Source organism: Variovorax ureilyticus, from assembly GCF_037889935.1.
GTDB lineage: Bacteria > Pseudomonadota > Gammaproteobacteria > Burkholderiales > Burkholderiaceae_C > Variovorax > Variovorax ureilyticus.
On record NZ_JBBKZU010000015.1, the window covers coordinates 107008 to 119243 of the forward strand.

A 12236-nucleotide genomic window follows, 5' to 3' on the forward strand; every position below is an offset into this window, starting at 1 on the left:
TGGTGAGCGTCTCGCGCGGACGCAGCTCAGAACCACCGGACTTGAATGCGGCGTGTGGTGAGCCGACGCAATTGGCGCCAGCGATCGCTTGGTAGCTGAGCTTGGATCTGCCGGCGCCTGGAGTGAGGGAGGATGCGGTCAGTAGACATCGCGGCGATAGCGATCGCCCGCCGACAGTTCACCCACCACCGCGGTGCCGAGGATCTGCCTGAGCGCCGCATCGACGCCCGACGCCATGCCGTTCAGGCTGCCGCAGACATAGATCGCCGCACCGCGCGCGACCCATTCCGACACCTCTTCATGCGCCTGCAGCAGACGATGCTGCACGTAGAGCGACTCATTCTGGTCGCGCGAGAAAGCCATATCGACGCGGCGAAGGACGCCGCTCTCGTGCCACGACGCGATCTCGTCCCCGCAGAGGAAGTCGCATCGCGCGTTGCGTTCGCCGAAGACGAGCCAGTTCTCGTGCCGGCCCTCGGCCGCCCGGGCGCGCAGATGGCCCCGAAGGCCCGCCAGTCCGGTGCCGTTGCCGATGAGGATCAGCGGACGGTCCGCATTGCCGCCGAGCCGGAAGCCGTGGTGCGGGCGGATGCGAAACGTCGCGGCCTCGCCGATCGCGAGGGTGGAGGTCAGCAGCCCGGAGGCGGCACCCAGCGTGCCGTCGCGGTGCCGTTCCTGGCGAACGAGGAACTGCATTTCTCCGTCGGCGGTGATCGAGGCGATCGAGTATTCGCGCGGGCGGCCCGGATCACCGTCGAGCGTGATCTGCGCGGTGTCGCCGGATTCCCAGTGCGGAACGCTTCCGTCCACCGGCTTGAAGGCCAGCTCGAAGATCGGCCCGCCCATGCTGCCTTCGTTGAGCAAGCTTCGGCGCACGAGGCGCCATGGCTGTGGGGCCGACACCGGGGCTTCGGCCACGGTTTCGGTATCGCTGCCGCTGCAATGTGCCTGCCACGCAGCGAGCTGAACCACATCGCCGCTGTCCACCTCGACGCGTTCGGCCTGGCGCCGGGCACCTTTGGCGTGCAGCCATTCATCGAGTGCACGGCCGAAGGCGCAGAAATGGGCGTACTGCCGGTCGCCCAGGGCGAGCACCGCGTATCGGAGCGACGACAGATCGGCGATCGCGCCGCCCATCACGCGCTCGGCGAAGAGGCTCGCGCCATCCGGCGCATCGCCCTCGCCGTAGGTGCTCGCGATGAAATAGGCGCTGCCCGCCGAGCGCAGGGTCTCCGCGTCGACATCGTTGAGCGGCATCAAACGTGAAGGCGTGCCGCGCTCGTGAAGCCAGCGCGCCGTCTTCCACGCGAGGGTCTCGGCGTTCCCGGTCTGGCTGGCGAAAAGCACCAGGGCCTGCTGGCCGGCATCGCCGCCGGCCAGCGCAGCGGCTGCACGGGCGTTGGCGGCGCGAAGCCGGCGCTGCCGCCAGTAAACGCGCGCACAAAGCGCCGCATAGGCGAGCACGGTCATGCTCGCTCCGAGGGCGCGCCATGCGGAATCGTTCATGAGGCGAGGACTTGCGCCAGCGCCGCCCAGCCGTCGGTGGAGCGCGCCAGGTGGCCGGCCTCGTGTTCCATGACGAACAGCGCGGCAAGCTTCTGCTGCTCCGCGAACGCGAAGCCGTCCTCCGGCCCGAGCACCGTGAGCACCGTGGCCAGCGCGTCCGCATGCATGCATCGCGGATGAAGCGCGGTCACAGAAACGAGCGGATGCCTCACGGGCTCTCCGGTGCGCGGATCGATCGTGTGCGACCAGCGCTGTCCGTCCAGCTCGTGCGCGTGCCATCGGTTGCCGGAGGTCGCGATGGCCATGTCGGTGAGCGCAACCGGAACCGATTGGGGACCGGCCTCCACGAGCACGCGCCACGGCGCGCCGAGCGGACGCCGGCCTGCGCAACGCACTTCGCCGCCGACTTCCACCAGGAAGTCTCGAAGGCCGAGCGCCTTCAGCGAATCGGCCACGCAGTCCACCGAGAAGCCCTTGGCGATGCCGGACAGATCCAGCCGCACGCCGCCGGGCTGCGTGATCGTGCGTGCCGCGCCATTGAACTGCAACTGCTGCCAGCCGACGCGAGCGCGCGCGGCAGCGAGTTCGGACGGCGAGGGCAGGCGCGTCAGCGGGCTGGCGTGCGATCCGAACCCCCAGAGCGACACCAGAGACCCGATCGTCGGATCGATCGCGCCACCGCTCGCGGCCGCCCAGTGCAGTGCGGCATCGAGCACCTCGGCGAATGGCTGTTCGAGCACATGGCGGGTGCCTGCGGGCGCCTGGTTGAATTGCGTGATGCACGAGCCGGTGTCCCAGGTGCTCATCTGCGCGACGACGAGATCCAGCGCGCACTCGATGGCTGCCCGGATGGTCTCGAGCGGCACCATCGACCGGTTGTCCAGACGCACGCTCCAGGTGGTGCCCATCGTTCGGCCGCCCAGGCTTTGCAGACTTGCGGGGTCCGCGAGCCGAGGCACGGCGCCGTTCGTATAGCCGCTGGGTCGCCAGGTCGCGAACGAAACGCGCGGCGGTGTCGGGTTCGCGGGGGACGTCAGGGCATCACTTCCAAAGTCGCGGCGTAGCTCAGGCGCCGCTCCTTGGCGGCCGGCACGGAGGTCTTCGTGTCCTTGCCGGTCGCTTCGAGCCAGTACATGCCGGCGTCGGGCCAGGTGACCGAGAACTGGCCATTGGCATCGGTGCGGAGCGTGGTCTCGTTGATCTTGTCGCGATAGCGCGTGTTGCCCTGCGTGATCGTCACGTCGAAGTTCTTCGCCGGCTGCCCGTCGATCTGCAGCGCGAAGCTGGCCTTCTCGCCCTTCACCAGATCGGTCGGATTGGCGGCGACGAGCTCCAGGCCCTTGCCGCTCGGCTTCAACGCGCTCGGCTTGCCGACCGTGACGAAGGTTTCGATGCGCCCGGCCGATTGCGTGACCTCGACCTCCTGCGCGTCGGCGGGGATCTGGCCCGCGATGTTCTCCGGCGTGCCGCGCGCGCGCTTGACCTGGCCCGTGGCCTTGTCCTTCCAGCGCGCTAAGACGCCGTCGTTCAGCACCGCGACCCGGTAGGTGCCCGGCTGCACGAGGTTCAGGTCGAACACGCTGCGCAGCTTGCCTTCGAGCATGTTCTCGGGCTTGACCGTGCTGCCGTCCGGCGCGGTGACGACGAGGCCATCGAGCCCCATCGGGCGATGGTTGAAGAAGAACAGGTCGTTCGAGACCGCGGCGTCGACCGTGATCCAGTCGCCCTTCGACAGCACCGTGCTCGACGGCAGCAGCCAGACGTTGTGTGCGTGGACCGCGGCGCTGGCGGAAAGAGCAAGCGCGATCGAGGCCAGGCGGGTGGCAATCTTCATGATGAATTCCCGAAGTCGAGGATGGAAAGGGTTCAGGGCGCGAGGTCGAGCCTGATCTCGCCGAGTTCGCTGCTGCCGGCGACGGTCGCCGTCTCCGCCTTGGCCGGCGGCCACTGGAAGGGGATGCTCACGATCTCGCGCCCGCCGACTTCGCGCGCCGCTTCGACATGGAGCTTGTACGCCCCCGGTGCCAGCTTGGGCAGCTGGACCGAGCCTTCGGTGAAGGCGAGCTGGTGCTTGCCTGCGGGCCGCGTCGCACTGCTTACGCCATCGACCGGCATCTGCAGTTCGCGACCGGTGCGGCGCCACCACTGGCGCAGGTCCTTGAGCCACTTCGTGCCTTCGCCCTCGCCATTGCCCTTGTTCTTGACGTCGTACCAGACGGCCAGCGTCGTCGCGACCGACTGGTCCGGCCGCTCGATCCACGCGGCGATGTAGGGCCTGTGGTACTCCGCGACATTGAGGCGCGGCACGTCGATGTTGACCGAGAGCCCTCCGGCGAAGGCCGGCGCGCCCAGGAGCGCAACGAGAGCGAGGGAGTAGCGAACTTGCACGAAAACCTCTTCCTGAAATCAGTGGATGAACAACAAGGCCAGCAGCACCGGAATGACGAGCCCCATCCCGGCCACCGGCCAGGTGAGGGGCCTGTTGCCCGCATGCATCTTCAGAATGAACAGGCCGGTGATCGAGAACACCAGCGCCGCCACGGCGAAGATGTCGATGAACCAGCTCCAGGCCGCGCCGGTGTTGCGGCCCTTGTGCAGATCGTTGAAGTACGACAGCCAGCCGCGGTCGGTGCGCTCGTACTCGATCTCGCCGTCGTCGAGGTTGAGCCGCACCCACGCGTCGCCGCCCGGACGCGGCAACGACAGATAGATCTCGTCGTCGGACCACTCGGCCTCGCGGCCGGCGGTCTGGACCGACCATTCGTGCCGGACCCACGCCTGCAGGGCTTCGGGCAATTCGGCCTTGCCCTTGTTCGACCGGGTTTCGGGAACGGCCTGCACGAGCTGCTCGCGCAGGCGCGCATCGATCTTTGCAGTGCGATTCGTGACTTGGGGCTTGGCCTCGATGCTCGCTGCATGGTTCAGGGTGAAGCCGGTGACGGCGAACAGCACCATCCCCACGAGGCAAACCGCGGAGCTGATCCAGTGCCATTCGTGCAAGGTTTTCAGCCAGTAGGCGCGGCGGGGGGCGTTGGGAGCGGAGGTCATTGGCGCCCGCGATTCTAGGCGCTGAATGAGAATGAATGTCATTTGCGTCGGCTGGCGCCGGCGTGGGGAAAACGCCCCTTTCGGCTCGCAATCCCTTTGCTTTGAGACGTTGGCGCTATGAATTCAATAGCAAGTGAAGTTAAGTAAAGGGATTCGGCGAGGGCAAGGCCACCCTGCCTGCATTTCCCATGCGTGAAAATCGGCGCCATGCCGAGCGCAACTCCGCCCCTTCTCGCCCAAGCCGAACAGATGTTCCGATCGGGCCGCGCACCCCAAGCCGAGGCGATGCTGCGCGCCATCATCGACACGCCGGACACGCCCGCGCGTGCCTTCGAGCTTCTCGCGTTCATCCGCGGCAACCAGGGGGACCTGGCAGGTTGCGAGCACTACCTGGCACGCGCAGTCGCCTTGCCCGGCTGCTCCGCCGAAGCGCACTTCTATCTGGGCCGCGTTCGCCTTCAAAGAGGCAGCGCGCGCGAAGCCATTGCCTGCTTCGAACGCGCGATCCGCGAGGCCGGCGAGTTCTTCGAAGCGCTGCATGAGATCGGCGTCGCCCACAGCGCGACGGGCGAGCATGCGCGCGCGCTCGCGGCGTTCGAGCGCGCGGCACGCATCAACGATCGCGTGCCGGAACTGCAGCTCAATCTCGGAAGCAGCCTGCTGGCATTGCAGCGGCCTCGGCAGGCCGTGGTGCACTTCGAGCGTGCACTGAAGCTGCAGCCCCAACTCGCGCGCGCGTGGTCGGAGCGCGCCATGGCGCTGGCCGAGCAGGGCCGGCTGGACGAAGCGATCGCGAGCTGCGAGCGCGCCCTGCAGTTCGCACCTCAGGATGTGTACGCGTCGATGAACCACGTCGTACTGCTCGAACGCGCCGGCCGCGATGACGCCGCGCGCGAAGCCCTGTCCCATCTCGCGCGACTGCCGGCCGACACCGGCTACCTGCGCGGGTACTGGCTGCACGACCGCATGCTTGCGTGCCGCTGGGACGGATGCGCGTCGCTGCTGCAGGAAACCTGCCATCGCGTGCTGGCCGGCGAGCAGGCGGCCGAGCCCTTTGCCCTGCTGCCGACCGGCGCGGAGCCGGAGGTGCTGCTGGCCTGTGCGAAGCGCTACGCGCAGGACCATGCGGTCCCGGTGCGCGGTCCGGCACCGGCGCCTCCCGACGCGGCGCCGCGCCGGCTGCGCATCGGCTACTTCTCATCCGGCTTCGGTCCGCATCCGACCTCCCAGCTCATCGCGCGTCTCTTCGAATGCCACGACCGCACGCGCTTCGAGAGCTTCGGCTTTTCGTTCGGACCGCCGATCTCGGATCCGCTGGGCCGGCGCGTCATGCAGTCGCTCGATCACTTCGCCGAGGTGGCGATGCGCGACGACGCGCAGATCGCGGCGCTGGCGCGCGAAGCCCGCATCGACATCGCGATCGACCTCAACGGCTACATCGAAGGCTCCCGGCCCGGCATCTTCGCCCACCGCGCCGCACCGCTGCAGGTCAGCTATCTCGGCTACCCCGGCACGATGGGCACGGACTTCATCGACTACATCCTGGCCGACGCGGTCGTCATCCGGCCCGAAGACCAGCGCTTCTACAGCGAGAAGGTCGTCCGCCTTCCGGGCAGCTACCAATGCAACGACGAGCTGACCGAGGTCGCGCCCTGCACGTCGACGCGCGCGCAGGCCGGGCTGCCGGCGGACGGCTTCGTGTTCGCCTGCTTCAACAACAACTACAAGATCACGCCCGACGTGTTCGAGGTGTGGATGCGCATCCTGTCGGCCGTGCCCGGCAGCGTGCTGTGGCTGCTGGAAGGCCATGCCGGCGCGCCGTCATCGCTCGCGGCCGAGGCGCGTACGCGCGGCGTCGATCCGTCGCGGATCGTGTGGGCCAAGCGCGCGTCGCACGCGGAACATCTCTCGCGCCATGCGCTGGCGGATCTCTTCCTCGACACCTTCCACTACAACGCCCACACCACGTGCAGCGACGCGCTGCGTGCCGGACTGCCCGTGCTCACTCGCGAGGGACACACCTTCGCGGCACGCGTGGCATCGAGCCTGCTCGGCGCGATGGGGCTGCCCGAACTCGTGACGCACGATGTGGCCTCGTACGAGGCGCGCGCCCTCGAATTCGCGCGTTCGCCCGAGCAGCTCGCGGCGTTGCGCGGCAAGCTGCTGCAGCAGCGCGAGTCGAGCGGCGTCTTCGATGCGCGCCGCTTCACCCGCCACTTCGAGGCCGCATGCGAAGCGATGTGGGCGCGCCATGTCGCGGGCCTGCCGCCCGAGGCGATCGACGTCGCTCCGCTCGTGGCGTGACCGCCGTCAGCGCGGCGCGGAAGCTGTCGTCGGCGCTGACGAAGTTGCCGCCGCCGAGGTGGTGAGAAGCAATCCATCGCTCGAAGTATTGCCAGGGTCATCCTTCGACGGCATCATGCGCGGCGCTGAGGAAGGAGCCCCGATGAAAACGTGGATTCGCCATGCCGCCGCTCTCGCAACCCTTGCCATCGCTGCCGGTGCCGCCGTCACCGCGCAGGCGGCCGGCACCGTCGGCAACACCTTGCCGCCGGGCTTTCCCGCGATCGAGGACACCTCGCTCGGCAAGCCGCTCATCGGCTTCGGCGCGGCCGGCCCGGTGACGCGAACGCCGGTGATCCTCATCCACGGCAACAACGACACGCCCTTCGCGACCGCCTGCAATCCCTATGGCCGCGTGCAGGCGCTGGCCCAGTACCTCGCTGACAACGGCTACTCGACCAGCGAGCTCTGGGGCATCGGCTACCAGGGCGACCAGTGCGACCTCGCCACCGACCCCACGCGCCGATCGAGCATCGCCCACACCAACGCGGCCAATGTGCCCGACCTGCGCCGCTTCATCCGCGCAGTGATGAACTTCACCGGTGCGAAGCGGGTGGACATCGTCGGCCACAGCCTCGGCGTGACGCTCGCGCGCGAATGGATGCGGCAGGACGAGGCGCAGGACATGGTGCGCCGCTTCGTCGCCATCGACGGCCCCAACCACGGGATCATCAACTGCTCGCCGGACCCCGCGAACTACTGGCAGGCGCCCGCGGCCGGCGGCTTCACGCCGCAAAGCGAGGTGTGCCAGGAACTCGGCTCGCCCGACACGCCTTTCCTGCAGCTGCTCAACGGACAGAGCGGCGGCCGGGAGAACGACGGCCCGACGAAGGTGCTGGTCATCCGCAACGGCGACGCGAGCTTCGTCTACTTCCCGGTGCAGGACGGCTCGATCGCACCGGTGCCCGCGGTCGATTCGTTCGGCAAGCCGACGGACTTCTCGAAGAGCGCGCGGCTGCGCGGTGCACGCGAGATCGTGCTCACCGGGCAGGTGCCTACGACCCCTTCCTGCACACCGGCCACCTCGGCATCCTGAATTCGCCGCAGACCTGGCAGGCCACGCTCGACTTCCTCACAGGCCGCTCCAAGGACAAGGAAGACTGAGCTTCCTTCCGGGCGCGTCGAGCCGCTATGCTGGGCGGCGATGAATCCCCCGAAGACGCTGCTCGTCGTCTATCACACGATGACCGGCGGCACCGCGCAGATGGCGCAGGCGGCCGCCGAAGGCGCACGCGACGAACCCGGCGTGCAGGTGCGGCTGCTGCGCGCGACCGAGGCCGGTCCTGACGACGTGCTGGGCGCCGACGGCTACGTGTTCGCCACGCCCGAGAACCTCGCCGCGATCGCCGGACTGATGAAGGACTTCTTCGACCGTTGCTACTACCCCGCGCTCGACCGCATCAACGGCAGGCCCTACGCCGTGCTGGTCTGCGCAGGCAGCGACGGGCAGAACGCGGTGCGGCAGATCGACCGCATCGCCACCGGCTGGCGGCTCAAGTCCGTCGCCCCGGCGCTCATCGTGTGCACGCATGCCCAGACGCCCGAGGCCATCCTCGCGCCCAAGCAGATCGGCGATGAGGATCTCGCGCAATGCCGCGAGCTCGGCGCGGCTCTGGCCGCGGGCATGGCACTCGGGGTCTACTGAAGCGGCCTTATCGGCTATGCCTTCTGGCGGTTGCGCCCGGCCTTCACCGGTCTAGCATCCGCGCCATGGAGCCGAGGATCGACAAACGCTGGCGGGTTCCCCTCCCGGTCTATCGCAGGCTGCGCGTCTTCGCCTTCGACCCGGGCACCACCGCGCGCCTGGACACCGCGGTCATGAACGAGATGACGCTGCTGGTGCCTTGGGAAGACCTGAAGGCCGGCCCCATCGGCGAATACATCGCAGTGGTGGACAAGGACGAGCACGGCCGCCAGGTGCATCCGGCCGTCGACCTCGACGACCCGCAGATCCTCGCGAACGACGGGCTCGCGCCGTCGGACGGCAATCCGCAGTTCCATCACCAGATGGCGTACGCGGTCGCGATGCGGACCATCCGCAACTTCGAGCGCGCGCTGGGACGCTCGATCCATTGGCCGCCGATCGCGAAGGGACGCCGCGTCGACTACCGGCGCCGGTTCCCCATCTATCCGCACTACATGGCGGATGCCAATGCCTACTACAAGCCCGGCGACGGCCTGTGCTTCGGCTACTTCCGCGCGCAGAAGCCTTCGGCCTACGAGGGCACCACGATCTTCACCTGCCTGTCGCAGGACGTGATCGCGCACGAGATCACGCACGCGATGCTGGACGGCATGCGCATCTCCTTCAAGGGCCAGCACCCGGATGTGCTCGCGCTGCACGAGGCTTACGCCGATCTCATCGCGGTGCTGCAGCACTTCTGGCCCTCGGACGTGTTCCGCGGCCAGATCGCCGCGATCCAGGGCCGGCTGGAAAGCTCGCGCCGCCTCGGCGCGATCGCCCCGCAGTTCGGCGAGGCGATCGGGCGGCCCGAGGGCATCCGCAATGCGCTCGGGTCTATCGACGAGGCCGGAGACTGGCATCCGCGCAAGCCCGACCCGAAGGCCTACGCCGCGACGCTGGAGCCGCACGACCGCGGCGCGATCGTGGTGAGCGCGGTCTTCGAGGCGCTCAAGAAGATCTACGAGGCGCGCACCGCCGACCTGCGCCGCATCGCCACCGGGGGCACCGGCATCCTGCCGGAGGGCCAGTTGCATCCCGATCTGGTCAACCGGCTCGCGCAGGAAGCCTCGCGCTCGGCACAGCGCGTGCTGGAGATGATCATCCGTGCGCTCGACTACATGCCGCCCGTCGAGACCACCAGCGGCGACTTCCTGCGCGCGATCGTCACCGCCGACCACGACCTGCGCCCGGTGGACGACGGCAACTACCGGCTGGCGTTCGTCGATGCCTTCCGCAGCTACGGCATCCTGCCGCCGGACGTGGGCACGTTGTCGCAGGACACGATCCTCTGGCGCGCGCCGGCCCGGCCCGCGGCGACCCGCGCGGTGAGCGAGTTCGTGCGCGAACTGTCGCGCGAGTTCACGCCCTGGACGCTGCCGCACGACCGCGAGGCGCTCTGGTTGATGCTCGAAGGCAAACGCGCGCTGCTTCACCAGCGGCTGTCGGAGAGCCCCGTCGCCGCGATCGGGCCGATCGATCTGCGCCGCCCCTTCGAAGTCGAGTCGTTCCATCCGCGCGAGCGCAGCGACGCGTCGGGCAACTTCGCGTTCCAGTGGGTCATCAAGCTGGTGCAGGAGATGCAGGCCGCCCCGGCTCCGAAGGCCCGGGGCAAGGCGCTCGAACTCACCGTCGAGGTCGACACGCGCCCGTGGGCCGGCGTCACGCTCATCGTCGACGGCGACACTGGCAACGTGCTCTACCAGATCGAGCGCAAGACGCCGAAGGCGGCCGCGAAAGAGAGCACGCCGCCGGCACCGAAGATCGAAGCGATCCCCATCGCCCCGTCCACGCAGCGCCTGGTGCGCGTCTTCGCCTTCGACCCCAGCATGGGCCGCCAGCGCGAGACCGCCGGCATCAACGAGACGCTGATCCGCGTGCCATGGGAGCGCGACGCCAACGGCAAGGACATCCTCGGACCGGGGCCGACCGGCGAATACATCGAGGTGGTCGACCGCGATCCGGCGAGCCGCTGCTTCTACGAGCCGGTCGATCTCAACGACCGCTACGTGGTGGCGCAGCACGGCTTGCCGCCATCGGAAAGCAGCCCGCAGTTCCATCAGCAGATGGTCTACGCGGTCGCGATGCGGACCATTCGCACCTTCGAACGGGCGCTGGGCCGGCTGGCCTTGTGGCGTTCGCACAATGCGAGGGACGCCGGGGGCGGTGGGCTGAGCGAGGAGTACGTGCAGCGCCTGCGCATCTACCCGCACGCGCTGCGCGAGGCCAACGCCTACTACAGCCCCGACAAGAAGGCGCTGCTCTTCGGCTACTTCTCGGCGCCCGCGGTCGAGGAGGGCGGTGCCCGGCTCACCGTCTTCAGCTGCCTGTCGCACGACATCGTCGCGCATGAGGTGACGCACGCGCTGCTCGACGGCATGCACCGGCGCTTCAGCGAAGCGAGCAACCCCGACGTGCTCGCCTTCCACGAGGCCTTCGCGGACATCGTCGCGCTGTTCCAGCATTTCTCGCTGCCCGAAGTGCTGCGGCAGCAGATCGCGTCGACGCGCGGCGACCTCGCTGGCCAGAGCCAGCTCGGCCAGCTGGCGCAGGAGTTCGGCCAGGCGATCGGCAACCGGGGTGCGCTGCGCAGCGCGATCGGCGCCATCGACGAGAAGACCGGCCGCTGGCAGCGGCGGGAAGGGCATCCGGACGACTACCAGCGCTCCACCGAGCCGCACGAACGCGGCGCGGTGCTCGTGGCCGCGGTGTTCGACGCGTTTCTTTCCATCTACAAGAGCCGCGTCGCCGACCTGTTCCGCATCGCGAGCGAAGGCACCGGCGTGACGCGCGAAGGCAGCCTGCACCCGGACCTGATCGGCCGCCTCACCGACGAGGCGGCGCAGTCGGCGCGGCAGGTGCTCGACATGTGCATCCGTGCGCTCGACTACTGCCCGCCGGTGGACATCAACTTCGGCGACTACCTGCGTGCGCTGGTCACCGCGGATTTCGAGAACGACCCGGTCGACGAGGAGCATCGCCGCGTCGCTTTCATCGAGGCTTTCCGGCGGCGCGGCATCGTGCCCGAGAACGTGCGCGCCTTCTCGGTCGAAGGCCTGCTGTGGCGCGCCGCCACGGCCGCGCCCGACGAGAACGAGCATGTGATGGTCGGCATCGTCAAGGAATGGGCCAAGGACATCCGCTCCTGGGGCCTCTCGAAGGACCGCAAGGCGCTCTTCGAGATGACCCGCGATCGGCGCGCGGCGCTGCATGCCTACCTGAGGCCGCGTCTCGCGGACGAGAAGGTCGTGCTCGCGGGGCTGGATCCCGAGCTGGCGTTCGAAGTGCACTCGCTGCGCCCCTCGATCCGGATGGACTGGGAGGGCCGGCCCAACTTCCAGTGGGTGATCGAGCTCACGCAGCGCGTCCCCCAGTACATCGACGGCGCTGCGCCGCGCGGCGACCGCAAGGCCGACTACTACTTCCGCGGCGGATGCACGCTGCTGGTCGATGCCGAGACCGGCGAGGTGCGCTACAGCATCAAGAAGAAGCTCAACGACGAACGCAAGGCGCGGCAGCGCCGCTTCTTCCTGGACGAGGGAAGCCGCAGCCTCGCGGCGACCTATTTCGGTCCGCCGGGCGCGGAGGAGCGCGAGCCCTTCGCGGTCCTGCACCGGCATTGACGGATATGGCTCACCCCCAGGCTCGCGCACTTCGT

9 protein-coding genes are annotated in these 12236 nt (G+C 68.7%); 4 read left to right on the plus strand and 5 right to left on the minus strand.

The genetic code is table 11. The features are described 5' to 3' along the window. Window positions 1-138: 138 nt before the first annotated feature. The 5 genes from WKW77_RS27660 to WKW77_RS27680 all read right to left on the minus strand — a co-directional run bounded on the left by WKW77_RS27660 (window position 139) and on the right by WKW77_RS27680 (window position 4554). Window positions 139-1506: a sulfite reductase subunit alpha gene (locus WKW77_RS27660; protein ID WP_340360104.1), complete on the minus strand. Its 1368-nt coding sequence runs from the start codon at window positions 1504-1506 to the stop codon at window positions 139-141. Continuing rightward, entirely contained in the window at window positions 1503-2414 is a 912-nt protein-coding gene (locus tag WKW77_RS27665; RefSeq protein ID WP_422823284.1) for an FAD:protein FMN transferase, read from the minus strand. The genes WKW77_RS27660 and WKW77_RS27665 overlap by 4 nt, the downstream gene beginning before the upstream one ends. A gap of 125 nt (window positions 2415-2539) precedes the next feature. Further along, entirely contained in the window at window positions 2540-3340 is an 801-nt protein-coding gene (locus tag WKW77_RS27670; protein ID WP_340360106.1) for a DUF4198 domain-containing protein, read from the minus strand. 32 nt (window positions 3341-3372) lie between these two features. Continuing rightward, complete coding sequence (locus tag WKW77_RS27675; protein ID WP_340360107.1) at window positions 3373-3894, minus strand: DUF2271 domain-containing protein; 522 nt, start codon at window positions 3892-3894, stop codon at window positions 3373-3375. Window positions 3895-3912: 18 nt separating this feature from the next. Continuing rightward, window positions 3913-4554 (minus strand): PepSY-associated TM helix domain-containing protein, encoded by a 642-nt coding sequence (locus tag WKW77_RS27680; protein WP_340360108.1) that lies wholly within the window; start codon window positions 4552-4554, stop codon window positions 3913-3915. A 207-nt stretch (window positions 4555-4761) separates the two neighbouring features. Between WKW77_RS27680 and WKW77_RS27685 the strand changes: the two genes are divergently transcribed. From WKW77_RS27685 to WKW77_RS27700, 4 genes are all read left to right on the plus strand, one after another. Next, window positions 4762-6858 carry an O-linked N-acetylglucosamine transferase, SPINDLY family protein gene (locus WKW77_RS27685; RefSeq protein WP_340360109.1) on the plus strand — a complete coding sequence of 699 codons (2097 nt, stop codon included), beginning with the start codon at window positions 4762-4764 and terminating at the stop codon, window positions 6856-6858. 142 nt (window positions 6859-7000) lie between these two features. Beyond that, the gene (locus WKW77_RS27690; RefSeq protein ID WP_340360110.1) at window positions 7001-7933 is read left to right on the plus strand and encodes an alpha/beta hydrolase family protein; all 933 of its coding nucleotides are present in this window, start codon (window positions 7001-7003) and stop codon (window positions 7931-7933) included. 108 nt (window positions 7934-8041) lie between these two features. Then, on the plus strand, window positions 8042-8542 hold the full coding sequence (locus WKW77_RS27695) for a flavodoxin family protein (protein ID WP_340360111.1): 501 nt from the start codon (window positions 8042-8044) through the stop codon (window positions 8540-8542). Window positions 8543-8607: 65 nt separating this feature from the next. Further along, window positions 8608-12201, plus strand: a complete 3594-nt coding sequence (locus WKW77_RS27700; RefSeq protein WP_340360112.1) for a gluzincin family metallopeptidase — start codon at window positions 8608-8610, stop codon at window positions 12199-12201. Window positions 12202-12236: the final 35 nt, after the last annotated feature.